At 56.7% G+C, this 16376-nt stretch carries 16 protein-coding genes and 1 pseudogene; 10 read left to right on the forward strand and 7 right to left on the reverse strand.

Translation table 11 applies throughout. The features are described 5' to 3' along the window. Window positions 1-276 precede the first annotated feature (276 nt). From IQ782_RS20030 to IQ782_RS20050, 5 genes and pseudogenes are all read left to right on the forward strand, one after another. Window positions 277-1530: a dsDNA nuclease domain-containing protein gene (locus IQ782_RS20030; protein ID WP_194136457.1), complete on the forward strand. Its 1254-nt coding sequence runs from the start codon at window positions 277-279 to the stop codon at window positions 1528-1530. Continuing rightward, on the forward strand, window positions 1527-2099 hold the full coding sequence (locus tag IQ782_RS20035) for a hypothetical protein (protein ID WP_194136458.1): 573 nt from the start codon (window positions 1527-1529) through the stop codon (window positions 2097-2099). The genes IQ782_RS20030 and IQ782_RS20035 overlap by 4 nt, the downstream gene beginning before the upstream one ends. Next, entirely contained in the window at window positions 2092-4023 is a 1932-nt protein-coding gene (locus tag IQ782_RS20040; RefSeq protein ID WP_194136459.1) for an AAA family ATPase, read from the forward strand. The genes IQ782_RS20035 and IQ782_RS20040 overlap by 8 nt, the downstream gene beginning before the upstream one ends. 336 nt (window positions 4024-4359) lie before the next feature. Next, window positions 4360-4538, forward strand: a pseudogene (locus tag IQ782_RS20045) (transposase); the annotation flags it as partial. Between the two features lie 588 nt (window positions 4539-5126). Then, window positions 5127-5294, forward strand: coding sequence for a hypothetical protein (locus IQ782_RS20050; RefSeq protein ID WP_194136460.1), 168 nt, complete (start codon window positions 5127-5129; stop codon window positions 5292-5294). A gap of 117 nt (window positions 5295-5411) precedes the next feature. Here IQ782_RS20050 and IQ782_RS20055 read toward each other — a convergent pair whose 3' ends face one another. Continuing rightward, entirely contained in the window at window positions 5412-6005 is a 594-nt protein-coding gene (locus IQ782_RS20055; RefSeq protein ID WP_194136461.1) for a L,D-transpeptidase, read from the reverse strand. A gap of 1342 nt (window positions 6006-7347) precedes the next feature. Between IQ782_RS20055 and IQ782_RS20060 the strand changes: the two genes are divergently transcribed. Further along, entirely contained in the window at window positions 7348-7542 is a 195-nt protein-coding gene (locus IQ782_RS20060) for an MHC class I heavy chain (RefSeq protein WP_194136462.1), read from the forward strand. 39 nt (window positions 7543-7581) lie between these two features. Here the strand turns inward: IQ782_RS20060 and IQ782_RS20065 are convergent, their stop codons facing one another. From IQ782_RS20065 to IQ782_RS20080, 4 genes are all read right to left on the reverse strand, one after another. Further along, the gene (locus tag IQ782_RS20065) at window positions 7582-8331 is read right to left on the reverse strand and encodes a hypothetical protein (protein WP_194136463.1); all 750 of its coding nucleotides are present in this window, start codon (window positions 8329-8331) and stop codon (window positions 7582-7584) included. 304 nt (window positions 8332-8635) lie between these two features. After that, window positions 8636-10069 (reverse strand): TrkH family potassium uptake protein, encoded by a 1434-nt coding sequence (locus IQ782_RS20070; RefSeq protein ID WP_194136464.1) that lies wholly within the window; start codon window positions 10067-10069, stop codon window positions 8636-8638. A gap of 9 nt (window positions 10070-10078) precedes the next feature. Then, window positions 10079-11413 (reverse strand): TrkH family potassium uptake protein, encoded by a 1335-nt coding sequence (locus IQ782_RS20075; RefSeq protein WP_194136465.1) that lies wholly within the window; start codon window positions 11411-11413, stop codon window positions 10079-10081. A 3-nt stretch (window positions 11414-11416) separates the two neighbouring features. After that, window positions 11417-12235 carry a potassium channel family protein gene (locus IQ782_RS20080; protein WP_194136466.1) on the reverse strand — a complete coding sequence of 273 codons (819 nt, stop codon included), beginning with the start codon at window positions 12233-12235 and terminating at the stop codon, window positions 11417-11419. A gap of 336 nt (window positions 12236-12571) precedes the next feature. On the opposite strand from IQ782_RS20080, the gene IQ782_RS20085 reads away from it, so the two are divergent. Beyond that, window positions 12572-12784 carry a hypothetical protein gene (locus IQ782_RS20085; RefSeq protein WP_194136467.1) on the forward strand — a complete coding sequence of 71 codons (213 nt, stop codon included), beginning with the start codon at window positions 12572-12574 and terminating at the stop codon, window positions 12782-12784. 411 nt (window positions 12785-13195) lie between these two features. Here the strand turns inward: IQ782_RS20085 and IQ782_RS20090 are convergent, their stop codons facing one another. After that, complete coding sequence (locus tag IQ782_RS20090) at window positions 13196-13504, reverse strand: exopolysaccharide biosynthesis protein (RefSeq protein WP_194136468.1); 309 nt, start codon at window positions 13502-13504, stop codon at window positions 13196-13198. 20 nt (window positions 13505-13524) lie between these two features. Here IQ782_RS20090 and tnpA point away from each other — a divergent pair, with 20 nt between their 5' ends. Genes tnpA through tnpC form a run of 3 tightly spaced genes read left to right on the forward strand, consistent with a single transcriptional unit; the run spans window position 13525 to window position 15890 of the window. Beyond that, window positions 13525-13932 carry an IS66-like element accessory protein TnpA gene (gene tnpA / locus IQ782_RS30220; protein ID WP_277347882.1) on the forward strand — a complete coding sequence of 136 codons (408 nt, stop codon included), beginning with the start codon at window positions 13525-13527 and terminating at the stop codon, window positions 13930-13932. After that, on the forward strand, window positions 13926-14279 hold the full coding sequence (tnpB, locus tag IQ782_RS20100) for an IS66 family insertion sequence element accessory protein TnpB (RefSeq protein ID WP_043868169.1): 354 nt from the start codon (window positions 13926-13928) through the stop codon (window positions 14277-14279). The genes tnpA and tnpB overlap by 7 nt, the downstream gene beginning before the upstream one ends. A gap of 54 nt (window positions 14280-14333) precedes the next feature. Next, complete coding sequence (gene tnpC / locus IQ782_RS20105) at window positions 14334-15890, forward strand: IS66 family transposase (protein ID WP_194136469.1); 1557 nt, start codon at window positions 14334-14336, stop codon at window positions 15888-15890. Here tnpC and IQ782_RS20110 read toward each other — a convergent pair. Continuing rightward, window positions 15797-16348 carry an exopolysaccharide biosynthesis protein gene (locus IQ782_RS20110; RefSeq protein ID WP_338092616.1) on the reverse strand — a complete coding sequence of 184 codons (552 nt, stop codon included), beginning with the start codon at window positions 16346-16348 and terminating at the stop codon, window positions 15797-15799. The genes tnpC and IQ782_RS20110 overlap by 94 nt on opposite strands. Window positions 16349-16376: the final 28 nt, after the last annotated feature.

Consider the following 16376-nt stretch of genomic DNA (forward strand, 5'->3'; position numbering starts at 1 on the left):
AAAATCTGGAAGTTGATCAACAAACTTACTAAGGCTCTTGAGCAATGAAGAAGGGCGACAGAAGACAGCGTTGATTGGAGAGACCTTTGTAGTATGTGGGGGTGCTGTTTTGATAAATGAAGCGATGAGTTCTGTATGTCTAGGTTCAGGTTCACGACGAAAAGCGAGTATGGTGTCGATCCAGGGGCGGACTGTTGGTAATGGTGCATTGATGCCTTCCCCATGGCGCTTTGATAGCTTCGCACTATATAAACGTATGTATGCTAGGGTTGTTTTTTGACTATTGCCACTCCCGCGACGACGCTCGATGTCGATGATCCAGGCGATGATACGATTGCTCGGTTCAATTATCAGTTCTCAATTGCTGCCATCTATTTGCTCAAAATGGCCCTCGACCCGTCCTATGCAAAGTCAATAATTTGCGAAAATTTTGAAGATCTCATCGTCCAAAAGGACGACGACAGCTTTGAAGCGATTCAGGTGAAGACAAGGGACCGTAAGCACCCTGCATTTAAGCTGACTGACGACGCAGTTGAAAAATCCCTGACTCGCTTTGCTAAGCTAGAAGCCAGATTTCCTGGGAAGTTCTTGCAGTACAAATTCCTTACCAATCACGAGCTATGGGAAGGAAAGGAAAACGGACAAAACCTCGCTTGGATTCTCCAAGAGATTGAAAAGAAGCCGACGATAAAACGTCTCAGGTCGACAAGCCCAAAGCGGATTGCTATAGAAAATATTGCACGTCGCGCTGAAGTTTCACCTGAAACTGTGGTTTTGACCCTATCAAAGACCATTTGCATTACGCGCCGTGAGGACGTCACTTCCATAGATCGAGCAGTTCAGAACGCGGTTGGTGAGTGCCGACAGTGTGAAGATCTACCATATAAGACAGTGGTAAAGCTTTCCGAGGACATAGTAGCTGCAGCTCATCGCGCTTCATGTAAAGGTCGCTTGGCATTCGAGGCCAAGCTCTATACCTCGGATCTCCCCTACGAGGACGTTTTTACTGAAGTTGCGCTGCGAGGAAAAACTCTCAGCTTACCCATAATAAACGAACTAATTGACAGATACCTTGCCCCGCAAGACGAACCTGTCGAGATGTTTGATTATAGCAGCGCACGAGGACTTCCTAAAGGCCTCGAAAAGATGTTCCAAAAGATGGCGGAGGGCGAGGTGGAGGCACGAAGAATTGACGTTATGGCCGATTCTGTGCGTTCTCTCGAAGTTCTGAAAATCCGGTGGGTGATGAAGTTCGGCGCGGTGAAGGCCAAAGAGATGTACAATGATTTGCTCTCGCGGATTCTGCACGATTGCGTTGAGGCTCAGATAGAGGCTGAGAAGCTCGGTAAGCCCTATGGGTCAGAGCAATATAGACTGACTAGACTGCGCTTAGAGAACAGGCTGAGTACCGAGAAGGCTAAGCTCTATGGCTGCAAGATCGATCACCTTATGGGTGCTGCTGGTATTCTTACCGAGAACTGCAAGAACTGGTGGTCGGATAAGTTCGACTTGCAGGAAATAAAGCCATGAGCTTGGATCTTGTGGATGTCGTTGTATATCTTGAAGACAATGAGCCTCTTCATCTCGCTAGACTTTTGGTTCTTTTGCGAGCCTTCGTCAAAGAGGATAGCAGCGCAATAGAAGGCATCACAAAACTTGCGAAGCTAGACTTTCTGCTCAGATATCCTGCCTATTTCGAAATGGCATTGATCGCTCGCGGGGTTCGGAAAGAAAGAATAGGAATTCTTGAAGCGGAAAGAAACACTATTGAGTCGAGCATGGTTCGATACCGATTTGGTCCCTGGGATCATAGATATCGAAAGTTCTTAAACATCTTAGCTTCAAAAGGGCTTGTTACTCTCAGAACGTCAGGTCGAAAAATATCCATAGATCTTACAGACGTAGGTTTGGAGGTCGCTGGGCAGATCGCTTCCGATCCAGACTTTAAGGCAATGGCTGTGAGAGCAGACTTGCTATCCAGAGAGTTAAATTTGACCGCCACTAACCTCATGAACTTCATATATGAGACCTTCCCAGAGCTTCATAATATGGAGTTCAACGATGAAATAAACGCGCAAGGCCTGATATCTAATGTGTAAATTCCTGTCTCTGAAGCTGATTTGCAAAGAATCTGAAGAGCTTGTTGAGTTTGGTTCTCGCGTTTCCTTCTTTCACGGAGCAATGTCTAGCGGGAAGTCCACAATCGTGGAGATGGTAAACTTTTGCTTCGGTGGAAAGCTGGTGAAGACACCAGCAATTGCATCGGAGGTATTGAAGGTTCAGCTTACGGTGGACTTCTCCGGAAACGTTGTTCTTTTCGAGCGCGGCATTTCATCTTCGTCGGTTGATGTTAGTTGGAATGAAGAAGGCGGGGTGCGCTATGACACCCTGCCTCTACAGGCGGGATCTGAGCCTATTATCGGTGACGATATCTATAATCTGAGTGACTTCATTCTTAATCTTTTCAAACTTAAGCCCATCAAGGTAAGGAAAAGAAAAGGTGATGACAACTCAGACCTTCACAGGTTGAGCTTCAGAGATTTTTATCGCTTCTGCTATCTCGACCAGCCCGAGTTAGATTCCAGCCTATTCCACCTTGAAGCCCCTATTCTGGGAGAGAAGTCAAAAGACGTTCTCAAATATTCTCTTGGATTCCAGAGCGATAAACTTGTTTCACTGCAGCAACAACTTCAAGAGACGCGGCAAAAGCAGCGTTCTCTCAGAGAGGCTGCCGAACAAGTTTCTATCTTCCTCAGAAAATACGGGTTCGATTCTGAATCTGAAATTGATCAGCAAGTCAATAGAATAAACTCATTGGAAGACTCTCTAGAAGCTGAGCGGAGCAAGCAAAAGCTTGGGGACGTAGAAGTATTTCTGGCTGACGAGCTTCGCGAACAATCTCGTGCACTTGAACAGGCATACGCTGACAAGCTCAGTGCTTTGACTGACCTGGACGCTAGGATAAATGAACAAAAGTCCCTTCAGTCGGAACTTATTACGCTAAAGATGAGGGCGGCGCGCGCGAGCAACGCGACGTCGATACTTAATAGCTCTGGGTTTGTATCATGTCCGAGTTGCGGAAAGGCCGTTGAGCCTCCTAAGGACCCCCACCACTGCGCCTTGTGCAAGTCGGATCTCACTGACGAAGATGCAACAGGAATTCAGGTATCTGTTATCGAGCAAGATTTGTCAGACAGAATAGAAGATCTAAAGCTTAGCCTGCGGCGGTTAGAAAACTCGCGTCGCAATCAAGCGCGGTCGCTAGATGCTATTCAGCAACGCCGTCAAAGTGTCGCCAAGGAGGTTTTAGAGGTGCGAAAGAGCAAGGAGTCTGAATATCTACAAAGAGCCAGGAAGATAGAATCCGAACTCGGAAAGCTGAATGAGCGGCGGCGATTTCTTATCAAGGTGCGAGAAATGCCCTCCGACCTTGAGCAAAGACAAAAGCAAGCCGATAAGTTAAACGCTGAGATTTCGAAGCTGCAACGCTATATCGCAGATGAAGAGGGGAAGTTTGAACAAGGGAGGAAGAACGTTCGAGATTTGGAAAGAAATTTCATTGATATTTTGCGTGCTATTCATTTCCCTGAGGTCGGTGAGGGGGATCGGGCGCAAGTTAATACGAAAACGTGGATGCCGTATATCTACTCTAAGGGGCGTGAAGCCGATCCTTGGACTTTTGAGGACGTAGGAAGTGGCGGCAAGATGGTCTTGTTCAAGATATGTTACGGGCTCGCGATCCACAAAACGGCTGCTGAAAATGGGCTTTTCATGCCCAAGTGGTTCATTGTGGACTCAACCATGAAGAACATTACCCCTGACATAAATCGCGATGTGTTCAGGAACTTCTATAGGGAGCTTTACAGGCTCTTAAATAACGAACTATCCGGGTGGCAGTGTATTATTGTTGATCAAACCTTTAGTCCATTTATTGGATTCAATGATGGGGAGGCTATATCTCGCATGCTCGTCGCTGGAGATGAGAATAACCCACCGCTCATTAGCTATTACTCTGGTCCGTAATGGTTTTGTGTCAATGCCCCATTAAGTTTGGGATATTCGATGAAATTGAGGCCGCTTTTGGCCTGTTTTTCACTCGCGATTTTCGTGAAAGGAAGTGCATGTCCCGAAGGGGTGGATCCTGTTTGTATTGACTACAGCCGGGGAGGGGCTCAACTAGATTATATATTGCCACCCTGAATCCTATTGCTCCTGCTCGCCTTCTCGCCATTACTCATCCATGTATTCTTCTAAATATCTTTCGCTTATTTTGGCGCATAACAGCCTGCTGAAATAGTCTGCCTTCGATGCGGATTGCAGAACGTGATTCATCGCCGACAGGACTTTGTCGGCGCGATCATGCGGGGAACGGACAAGAAGAGCCGGTCGCTGTTCAGCTATGTGGACCTTGAAGAGCGCATCCCCTGCGGAAGATCCGGCAGGTAGTGAACGACGCGCTGGCCAGCCTCGATAGGGATTTCGATGATCATTATGTCGATTTCGGCCGCCCTTCGCTCGCACCGGAGCGGTTGATCAGGTGAGGAGCGCGATCCCCCTTTCCCGGGCACACTTATCCTGCGGCCACGGTCATCGGGAATCTGAGTGGCGTGAAGCAGCATGTAGGCGAAGGCTTCGATGACGCTTGGCTCGATACACTGTTCCTGACAATGCCAATCGCCTGGAAAGGCCCCTCGCTCAATATGTAGGCAGGCTGCACCGGCGTCACGACGGCAAGAGGGACGTGCGGTTGTCGGCTATGTCGACAGTTCGGTCCCAGTCTTGGCTAGGATGGCCGCAAAACGAAGCACAGGCTATCGGGCACTCGGCTATGTCATGGAATAGATCGCCGCACGCCGCCAAATTGGCCTGCGCCGGCACTGCAGAAGGCCTGTGCGCGCTGGACGTCAGGGTCGCAATGGACGCGGTGCGCTGCGCTGAATTTATCCTGGCAGGAGTGCCCTCACCTACAGCTTAGAGCCATTCGACACCGCGCTTCCCTGCTGGCGGAGTCGCATAAGCGCCAATGAGTTGAATATGATCGGAGTAGAAGCTTCATCTTTGACCGACCATGGGCTCACCGCGGTGCGGGACCGGAGTGCGTCGAAGCTTTGGAGGCAGAGAGCTTCGTGCTCAGCGCAATCAGCCTCGCCGGCTTCAGCCAGGGCGGCTGCCTTGCACAGGAGTTGGCCGCGCGAGAGAGCGCGGGGCTCTCCGCCGGCCTCATCGGCAGCGGTGATGGCGAGGAGCCGCCCTGCGACGATCTCTACGGTTTCCCGCCCAAGCAGATTGACTAGCCGCATTCGACGGCAGAACACCGGTCTAGGCCCATCAGAGCCCAGACCTACAGGCGGCACCTGTTGAACAGGCAAGCTTAGGAGCGCCGCAAACCTGTCCGGAAAATGGGGTTCACCTCAGTCAAGCCGCTTGGGATGCAGCACGACGCGTGCGTCCATCGGAACCTGGTTATAAAGTTGGGTGATCTGGTCGTTTATCAGGCCAGCGCAACCGTTCGAAACCGCACGCCCAATGCTGGCAGGATCGTCCGTCCCGTGAATGCGGAGAAATGTGTCACCGCGTTCTGGAGTGAAGAGATAAAGTGCGCGTGCACCGAGCGGATTTCCGGGACCACCGGGCATGCCGCCATCGGCGTACTTCTCATATTTTTCGGGTTCCCGCTCGATCATGCCGGGGGTCGGCGTCCAAGAGGGCCACTCCTTTTTGGCGCCAACGTAGTATTCTCCCGGCTCGTAAAGGCCATCTCGGCCCACACGGATGGCATAGATCCAAGCCTGTCCATCTGGAAGCGACCAGAAAAGACGGTAGGCGTCTGGAAAGACATGGACTTCGTTCGCTGGAAGAGGCGTGGCAAGTCGAATGAGTTGCGGTGGTATCACACCGGGGACCGGCGCTGAGGTCTGTGCGCGTAGAAGTCCGGACACCGCTAGGCCGGCTGCGGAGGCGAGGCCGAGCTTCAGAGCGGTACGGCGGGTCGTCAGGGCATTCATAGATGTTCCTTTCCTTCAGCGGCCCGAGGTTGGTCGGCCTGAGAGGACTAATAGCCTTAACTTAATTGGAGCTTAGCGACTGTGGGACGCGTCGCTTACGGCCGCGCCGCTATCATCATACTGGGGAATCTGCCGGATGCGTGATGACACATTTGCGGCGGAGCCAAAGCAGATGCGAGCGACGTGCGAGATCACGGGATTTTAGAATACGCAATGTTTCTCTCCTCTTATCTCAGCGGGAGCGACGCCTTTTTTGCCGCTCCCATCTACAAGGGAAATGTGTGCGGTGAGCATTGAGTTCCAAGTATCGGGTGGATTGAGAGAGGCGAAGCTGGCTCGACACCCGAACCCTCCCCCATATTCGCTCGAGTGCGGCTCCTCGTAGTGGCAGCCCTGCCACCCTTGCGAAGGCAGGAGATGGCATGCGACGGCACTGAGGTAGGCCGCAATACCGGCCCGGCCGCGCGGTAAGGGCTCTTAGGCTCCGCCAGCAGGCTTTGCTGGCGGAGCCAGCATCACGTCAGCCGCCCGGAACCGTCACCCGGTAGAAAGACGCTGGCGGCGCGTCGGCGTCCGTAACAGGACCGAGACGGACACCCGCCACCGGAACCTGCGCAAGGAGGTAGGCGATCAGCGCCTCGGTGTCCGCATCGCTCAGATGCGTAGGTCTGCCATGTCATGGCGGGCGCCAGAGCGCGACCGTTGGAGCGCACCCCATTCCGACTCACTTCTGAAACTTCGGCATCGGTCCAGAGCCCAAGGCCGGTCTCGATCGGGATCGGGTTGGGTGCCCAGAGGAGTCCCTTGCTAAGGTTCTCGAAACCGACGGTCCCATCAGACAGTTCGGGCTCGACCATCGGAATACCATCTGAACCGCGTGGCATGCTCTGATTTGCCGAGCGTGGCGCTCAGGATCCTCCGTTTTCGAGCCAAACACAGCGGTGCCCGATTGATCCAGATCATGGGCTAGAATCTATTAAAAGGCTTGCCGCTGCGCTGTCCGTCACCGTGGATGATCTGATCTGAGGATTAGAACAACGCCGGCGTCGAGCACCGCGTCCTTTTCAGAACGCCGCTTTTCTCGTACAAGATCAGCGCGATCTTCTTGCTGGTTCTATTTCCACAACCGTCGCCTGCCAGGGTCTTTCTGCGATCAGGTGACGACTAGGAACGATTGCAGTCGGTATAATTTGATTGACACTTCTGGCAAAGGGTTGCGCAATACCCTCAAGGTTGAAATCAGCGCTTGCGCTAGCCAGACCGTTTCGCAGAGGATCGCCCTAAGGAAAACACTGGGCTAGGCAAGACATCGAGCGACGGCACCACTGCGCTGGAGGAAGACATGTCAGCCGATTGGATCAACATTCAGATCATAGAGTGCGAAGACTCAGGCGGCGCGACCGTCACGGTTTTTAGGCAGTCAAACGGAGATCGACAGCGGTTCGTTTTGGGAAATGGTCGCGAGGTTTTTCAGAACCCGGATGGGACCTTCGCGATTCCAGAAACCGCAGCGGTTCTGAATGTGATGGGCGTCTGAGCGCTCAAGACCCTCCTCCGGCGAAATCGCGTTTGATAGTTATTCTATCAGCTTGGCGCGGGCGCGCGCGGCGATGGTGCGCGCAAGCTGTTCGAACTCACCTTCGCCGAAACGAAGCACCCCGTTGTGCGCGGCGCAAAGCGTCCGCGCGTTCGACCAACGGCGCCCGAGTACCTCCAGCCAAGCACAGAAATCCTCGGCCGCCCCGTCATCGGATGTCAGCGCCTTCTGAAGGCTGGGGTGCAATGTGAGGCGTTGGATCCGGCCACGCATGAAGTGCGGTACCGGCAGTATGTTCAATGTGTCGTCGACGTGGATCGACCCACTGGCTGGATGAAACGCCAGCAAGGATCCTGCGTGTACTTTCTCATCCTCGGAGATATAATCGATGCCCGCTGGCAAAGAAAATTGGAGATCGTCGCCGAATATCTCAGCCACAGTGTCGCTTTCCACTGTTTCCGTCTGCCAAAACACTGCCGGACATTGTCTGTGGTGCCGCTCTGATCCATAGAACCGCGCCTTGGGGAAGTCGCGGGCCATGGCTTCGCAGTGAAGTGTGTGGAACGGGTGCAGGTTGAGGACAGCCTCGACCAAAGACCCGTCTTTCGTCAACGCCATAACGAGGTCCCGGATCTCTCCATGCAAGGCGTAGCTGTCCAGAAAGACGAACCGCCCGCTATTCAGCCGGACGATCGAGACCTGCGTGCCGAGGTTGATCAACCCGGCGAACTTCATGGTGCAGCGAATATTCCAGAAGCCGTTGCCGAGATTCACCAGTCTGCGCGCCATGGCTGAGGCCCTCCCCAGCCCCTATTCCTGTTATTTCCATTCGCTTCGGAACATAGGACCCACTTGCCCTTCGGCCATGACCACGACCCAAGAGTTGCCTTGCCCGACGGATTTGTGACTGGGTCGAGCCGAGGGTGCATGCAGCATGAGGCGCAACGTTCGTTCTCAGATGAGAAGCATCCCAGATCGCGCCAGATCATCGCGGTAGCAGCACGATGGCAGCGAGCCGAAGCGCGGCGGCGCTCTCGCGATGCAGAATGTGTGGTGCAGCGTCGAGTCTTGTGAAAATTCGCGCTGAACCACTCTAGCGGGCTTCCGGAATCACGATCTCACGCCAGAAAACCGGCGTGAAGAGGACGAAAACGGTGAGGATTTCCAGGCGGCCGAGGTACATCCCGAAGGTCAGAATGACCTTTACGGAGTCACTTAGGGACGAGAAATTCCCCGCTGGGCCAATGATTGACCCCACACCAGGCCCCACATTTGCCAGAGCGGTCAGTGCCCCGCTGCTTGCGGTTGCAAGATCGAGATCGTGGAACGCCAGAAGCGTGGTGAGCCCCAGAAAGGTTCCCATGTAGATGACGAAGAAGGTGATGACACCCGCAAGCACGTCATCCTCAATGCGACGCCCCTCGTACTTCATTGAGATAACACGGTGTGGAGATCTGATCATCTTAAGCTGCGCACGCGCTGCTTTGCTGAAGACAACCCAACGCATGGCCTTGGCCCCTCCGGCGGTTGAACCGGTGCAGCCGCCCACCGCGGTGAGAATGAAGAAGGCGACCACCGCAAACGGTCCCCAGGCTGTGTAATCGGTGGTGGCGTAGCCCGTTGTCGTGACGACCGAGACGACGTTGAAAGCCACCATGCGCAAGGCTATCAGCGGCGCCTCGCCGCTCGTCCAGACGAGCCAGACAGTCAACCCGATAATGACGAGTGCCAAAGTGATCAGCATGGCCTCGACCTGCTCGCTGCGAACTGTTCGGCGGTGGATGCCGCGGATGTACCACGCAAATGGAAACGCCCCGAGCAACATGAAGAGGGTTGCCGCCCATTGCAGGAAGGCGCTCTCAAAGTGCCCGAAGGACGCATCGTAGCCTGAGTATCCCCCAGTCGATAAAGTGGTCAGCGCATGTGTCACAGCATCGAAAAGGCTCATGCCGCCGGCGAGATAGACGAGCGCACAAAGCCCCATGAGTGCGCCGTAAATTTTCAGCGTCGCGGAGGCAAACATCGCAGCGTTGCTCAACTCTTTGTCCCCTTTATCGGAGCTTTCGGTCCGGAAGAGTTGCATGCCGCCCACCTTCAGGATCGGCAGCAAGGCGATGCCGGTGACGATGAAGCCAACTCCACCGACGCCCTGCAAGACGGCGCGCCACATGATGATGCCGCGAGGTGTCGTATCGAGGCCGCTCATCACGGTAGAACCAGTGGTGGTGATCCCCGACATCGCCTCGAACAGCGCGTCGACGGGGGTGAGAGACCACATCGCAAGTGGTACCGCTCCGGCAATTGCCGCGGTCATCCAGACCGAGGAGGTCAAAAGGAAGGTGTGAAGTCGCCCCAAGCCGAGAAAGGACGACGAGGAGGCGACACTGACCATGGCGCCCAATGTTCCTAGCAGTGCGCCAGAGAGCGCAAACACCTTGGCTGTATCAGGAAAGATGAGCGCGTCGATCACCATCAGAGCGGCGAAGAAGACGAGAACCAGCCCGTTGATGAAGACTACGAAGTTCATGATTTTGTCCTAGCCGAGATACACCGTACCGACCGGGTAGCCGATCCGACGTGGCCTTCGGGTCGCGAGCAGAAAACCGAGAGTCAGAGGGCCTACGCGTCCCACGAACATGATCACCATGATGATTGCGCGTCCAACACCGTCGAAATCCGCGGTGATGCCGCGCGACAAGCCCACGGTACCAAAGGCCGAGGTGGTTTCGAAGGCAAGGTCGAGGAAATCGCCTTCGTGCAAAAGAAGGAGCACGAAGAGCGCGCACAGGATCAGTAGAACACTGATCATCGCGAGGGCGAGGACTTTCATGACCTGGTCGAGACCGAGTTCTCGCCCGAAGACATGGATGCTGGCGCGTTGCTTGAAGAAGGCGACCGTAGCGAGCAGGAGAACGATGAAGGTGGTAACCTTGATGCCGCCGCCAGTGGACGTGCTGCCCGCTCCGATCACCATCAGCGTCATGAACATGAGTGACGTGCCATCGGTGAGATTGCCGATCTCCACGGTGTTGAAACCCGCGGTTCTCGTCGTGGCTCCCTGGAACCAACTGGCCCAGAGGCGCTCTGACCACGCGAGATTTCCCAGCGTCCCCGGGTTTGTCCATTCCATCACCGCGAATGCCACGGTGGACCAAATTAGCAAGGCAAGCGTGCCAACCAGCATCAGCTTGGTATGTAACGAAAAGCGATGCCAGTTTCGGACCCGCCAAACATCGGCGGCGACCGTGAAGCCAAGACCGCCCAGGATGAAGAGCGCTGGAATCGTGAGATTGATAATCGGGTTGCCGACCCATTGGCTCAAGCTGTCCGGGAAAAGTGCGAAGCCGGCGTTATTGAAAGCGGACACAGAGTGGAAGACCGCTTGCCAGAGACCGGCGCGCCAGCCCGCTTCGGGCACGAAAACGAGTGCCAGAAGCACAGCGCCGACGAATTCGCAGACGAAGACCACCTTGAGGATCATGCGGCTCAGGGCCAGCAAGTCCGTCGCAGAGGTCTGGTTGAGGTCTTCCTTCAGATAGAGCCGATGGGTGAAGCCGACCGGCAAGCCAAACATCGACAGTATCAGCACGGCAAAGGTCATCAGCCCCAGGCCGCCGAGCTGGATCAGCAGCATCACCACAATTTGGCCGAAGACTGTATAGACGCTGCCGGTATCAACCACTGCCAAACCAGTCACGGTTACTGCTGAGGTGGCAGTGAAGGTCGCGTCAGACCAGGTTATCGGCGTTGTGGTGGCAATGGGCAACTTCAGTGCGACCGCGCCGAGCACGATAAATCCGGCGTAGATGAGGATCAGGACCAAGGGTGGCGCCAGATGCGTGGCCTGACGCTTGGAATAAATACGGGCCATTGGTCATTTCCCGTCGCGCAGGTCATCTCCGAAATGCCGCAGGTCGGTCCGCTTCCCGAGCAGTAGAAGCTTGTCACCTTCCTGGAGCGTCAGTCCGCCATTCTCGCACGACAAATACTGGTTCTCGCGCATGGCTCCGAGGGCCCTAAGGTTGTATTTCTCGAAAATGGCTGCGCTGCCGACCATCTTGCCATCGAGCTTGGCCGGAACATTCAGGTCGACCACGTGATAGCCATTCCCGAGGCTAACATAGTCCCGCACAAGGGGATTGTGCAGCATCTGAGCGATGTGCTGGCCAACCTCCTGCTCCGGTTGGATGACGCGATCTGCTCCCAGCTTCGTCAGTATCCGGTGGTGCGTGCGATTGAGAGCTTTGACCCAGATGGTCTCGACGCCCAGCATCTTGACGTTCATTGTGCAAAGCACGTTGGCCTCGAGGTCTTCACCAATCGCTACAACAGCAACGTCGTAATTGCCGACACCCGCCTCCCGAAGCGCCGCCTCGTCCTTGCCATCGGCGATTACGGCCTCTGTCAGGGTCTCCGCTAGCCTCGTGACATAGCGCCCTTCGATATCGACCCCCAGCACAGGGTTGCCAAAGCGCGCGAGTTCGCTCGCGACTGTGCTGCCAAACGTTCCGAGGCCGATGACGGCGAAGCTGCGGGTTTTCAAGGGTCCTGCCTTTCGGCTGTTGCAGATGGCGGCAGCAAAACGCCATGCAGGGCAAGAAGGCAAGTCCTCTGGCGTGGCGCACTGCTTGGGAGGCGGGCTCGCCGCCAGCGAAAATGCGTGCCGCTCATTTGCTCGGAATTTTTCGGACATTTACAACGCTATATATCCGATATAACTCACATCCACCCTTGTGCGATTCAGTCCATAAATCCAGAAGGTCGCAAGACTTTTAGAGATTTACGCAATCAATCACCCGCTGTTACGTAAGAGCAGACCTCAGCCTTCTGCCTGACCCAGTCACTATAACCCTCGTAGTCATCCAGCCTAAGATAGCCAGTCGCAAGCATGCTCGCCAGAGTACAGGCACTTTCCACCCTACCGTTATTCATTGCCGCCTCGAATTTCACCTCTAATCTCTCAACGTGGCGGTATCTTATGTCTCCTATGAATAAGAACCATACACCCGCAGACACAACGGAGAGCGCGATGGCCAAAATCAAACGTTCATCAATGCCCCCGCCATTCATATCGAATCCTCAAATAAAAATCTTAGTGGGCATGAAATTAGGAACCAATATTGGATTAGGTTTCTTGGAAAGTTTCACGTCGTCGCTAATGGTTTTTGTACGCTACGTCTCGCGTATTCTTCGCAATCGCCACATTGTGCTCAGCATGGCTCAGGTTGAATACCCCCTGTGAGGTTGAAAGAGATGCCTATGGGATGCAAGGAATTTGTTCGTGTCTCCGGCTCTTGAACGACCGTCAGTGCTGGCTGACGGCCTGTCAGGTCGAACTCCGCCGGGACGCGAGTGTCTAAGTCCCTTTAATTCGAACCTCCCAAGGCAAGTAACAACTTGCGACTGTCGGAAGTCGCGTTGGGAACACTTGATTTCTGCATTCCGTTCCGGGGATAGCGCGCAGCTTTCAGAAACGAAGACGTTTTGGTTTCGCCAGAAGCCGCTATCTGAGGCGCGGCTGTCTTCACCCACGCATCGACACTTTTCGCGACCCCACGATGGATCTGCTCGGCGCCGGCTACATCGCTCAGGCCCTCACCTCGCTCCTCCAGGAGGGGGCACAACAAAGCATCGCAGCACGCGCTGGTCGGGTTCAGCTTAGGGCGGCCTCGGCGCCGGAGGCGATCCAGAACAGCATGAGCCCGGTAAGCCCTATCGATAGCGTCCCGAAGATAAGCCCAGCTATCGCCACCAGACCATCTTCTTCGACCAATCCCACACCGACCACAAAGAGTGAGATCGCCGGAAACCAGCCGCTGAGTGGCAGAGGCAGGAAGAGCGCAAAAGATATTGCGAAGAGCAATCCCCCAAGAGGGCGTGCATTCCCTTGCTTGAATGTAAGCGGCGTCTGCGGCCCACGTTGTAGATGAGCTCTGGCGCTGCGAGGTGATACCCATCTCATGATGGGGAGTGCGTTTCGCAATGTGCGCCACAAATTCGTTTCTCAAATCTCTGGGCGTCGAGATCTACGCGTCGGGTCACCGGCGCTGGCCGGACGATGCTAAGGCTCGCGCTGTGGCAGAGACCTTGGAGCCGGGGGCGACAGTGTATGCTGTGGCCGGTCGGTATGGCATCCGCCCGAACCAGCTCTCGGCTTGGCGGCGCCTGGCAAAGCACGGACAGCTGGTTCTCCCCGCCGAGGAGATCGGCGAGCCGGTCTTCGCGCCGCTGGTCGTTTGCGATCCGGCCGAGAGGAACGAGCCGACGAGCGCGACGCCCGAGCATATGATCCGGATCATCAGGGGAGCGATGCAGATCGAGCTGTCGCCCGACACGCCGGCAGATCGGATCGCCGCGATCGTGCATGCTCTGGAAGCACCGACATGCTGATGCCGTCCCAAGGCGTCCGCATCCTGGTGGCGACGAAGCCGGTAGACTTCCGCAAGGGACATGATGGCCTGGCCGCCCTGGTGCAGTCGACCCTGGCCGAGGATCCGTTCACCGGGACGGTCTTCGTCTTCCGGGCGAAGCGCGCGGACCGGATGAAGATCCTGTTCTGGGACGGCAGCGGCCTCGTCATGGCCTACAAGCGGCTGGAAGAGAGCACCTTCACCTGGCCCGCGATCCGGAATGGGGCGATGACGCTGAACCGCGCCCAGTTCGAGGCGCTGTTCGCCGGGCTGGATTGGCGGCGGGTGCGGTCCCTGGAAGCGCGCCGCCCGGCTGTGGCAGAATGACTCAGGGGCGGGAAAGCCTGCCTGCCGAAGACGGGAGCAGGGTATGATCCCGCCATGTCCAGCGCCCCACCCCTCGACCTGTCGGCCATTCCGGAAGACCAGCGTGAAGCTGTTCTGGCCGTGCTGCGTGAGCGCGATGCACTCAGGGAAGCCAACAAGCGCCTCGAGCATCTCGTCGCCGAGCTGAACCAGGTCGTACATGGCAAGAAGTCCGAGAGGCTCAGCGAGGACGAGCGGCAGCTGGCCTTCGAGGACCTGGAAACTGCCGTTGCCGAGGTCGAGGCGCAGCAGGATGAAGACGCCCCGGCCTCGTCCGGTCCGCGGCGAGCCAAGACCGTCCGGCGCAACCGAGGCAATCTGCCCGAAGGACTCCCCCGGACCGAGCAGGTGATCGAGCCGGCCAGCCTGGACTGTCCGTGCGGCTGCGGCACGATGCACCGGATCGGCGAGGACCGCAGCGAGCGGCTGGACATCGTGCCGGCCCAGCTCCGCGTCATCGTGACGGTCCGGCCAAAGTATGCCTGTCGTGCCTGCGCCGAAGGGATCACCCAGGCTCCGGCCCCCGCCCACCTGATCGAGGGCGGGCTACCGACCGAGGGCGCCATCGCGCATGTGCTCGTCGCCAAGTTCGCCGACCATCTGCCCTTGTATCGCCAGAGCCAGGTCCTCGCGCGCTCTGGGATCGAGCTCCAGCGCAGCACGCTCGCCGATTGGGTCGGCACCGCGGCCTTCCACCTTGCCCCGGTGGTCGATCGGCTCGCCGAGCATTTGAAGAGCTCGGGAAAGCTCTTCATGGACGAAACCACGGCGCCGGTTCTGGAACCCGGGCGGGGCCGAACGAAGACCGGCTTCCTCTGGGCGCTGGCCCGAGACGATCGGGGTTGGGGCGGCGATGACCCGCCCGGCGTGGTCTTCACGTATCACCCGAGCCGCGCCGGCGTGAACGCGGAGCAGATCCTGCTGGGCTTTGACGGCATCCTGCAGCTGGACGGCTATGCCGGCTACGATCGGCTGACGCGCCCCTCGCGCACGGGCGGGGCGCCGATCACGGTTGCACACTGTTGGGCACATGCGCGCCGAAAGCTGAAGGAAGTCTTTGACCGCGACGGATCGGAGGTCGCCGCCGAGGGGCTGCGCCGGATCGCCGAGTTCTACCGTATCGAGACCGAGATCCGCGGCATGGGACCGGGACAGCGCCTGTCGGCGAGACAGACACGCACCGCGCCGCTGGTGGCCGAGTTCGGCGAATGGTTGCAGTTCCAGCGCCGCCGGGTCTCCGCCAAGTCCCGCCTCGGAGAGAAACTCGCCTACATCCACCGGCAGTGGGACGGGCTGCAGACCTTCCTGCAGGACGGCCGCGTCGAGATCGACTCCAATGCCGTGGAGAACCTCATCAGGCCGATCGCCCTGACACGGAAGAACGCACTCTTTGCTGGGCACGATGAAGGCGGACGCACCTGGGGCCGCATCGCCTCGCTCATCGCCACCGCAAAGATCAACGGCGTGGAGCCCTTCGCCTACCTCAAGACGACGCTCGAGGCGATCGCGGCAGGCCATCCTGCGCACCGGATCGACGAGCTCCTGCCGTGGAACTTCACGCCGTCAAGCTGAACTCCGGTGGGGAGCAGACGCCGCTTACGCTTGAATACGTAGCGATGGCGCTTTTGGAGGAGGCGCTCGAGGCGACGCGTCAAGGGTCGAAGGCGCAGCACTGTCCGGCGCAGCTTGTCGTGATCCAGGTGCAGATCCGCAAACTTGCGCGGGAGGCGGATCGATGGGTACCCGAGGCACACTTGGGCACTCGCCACCAGCAAGGGGATCGCGGTCAGAAGGGTGAACCCCGGCGGCAAGGGCAGAAGATTGACCAACGAGAGCACCACAAGCGCCCAGCCGAAGGACGCTTCACCGAGACCCGACAACAAGCTGCCGACAGTCAGCCTCCCGGATTGGTGCTGACTCCTTGACGCGCGAATGATCGGCAGCGACAGAGACGCGCGACAGCGCGTTCCGGGAGAGTATTTCATCATCTTCTCATTGGCGGCTGGTCCGGCACGCGTATGTGCCTCCATTCCTCAGACGATACCACCGGAGCGCACG

Origin of the sequence: Salipiger mangrovisoli, assembly GCF_015223355.1 — a bacterium.
Lineage (GTDB): Bacteria > Pseudomonadota > Alphaproteobacteria > Rhodobacterales > Rhodobacteraceae > Salipiger > Salipiger mangrovisoli.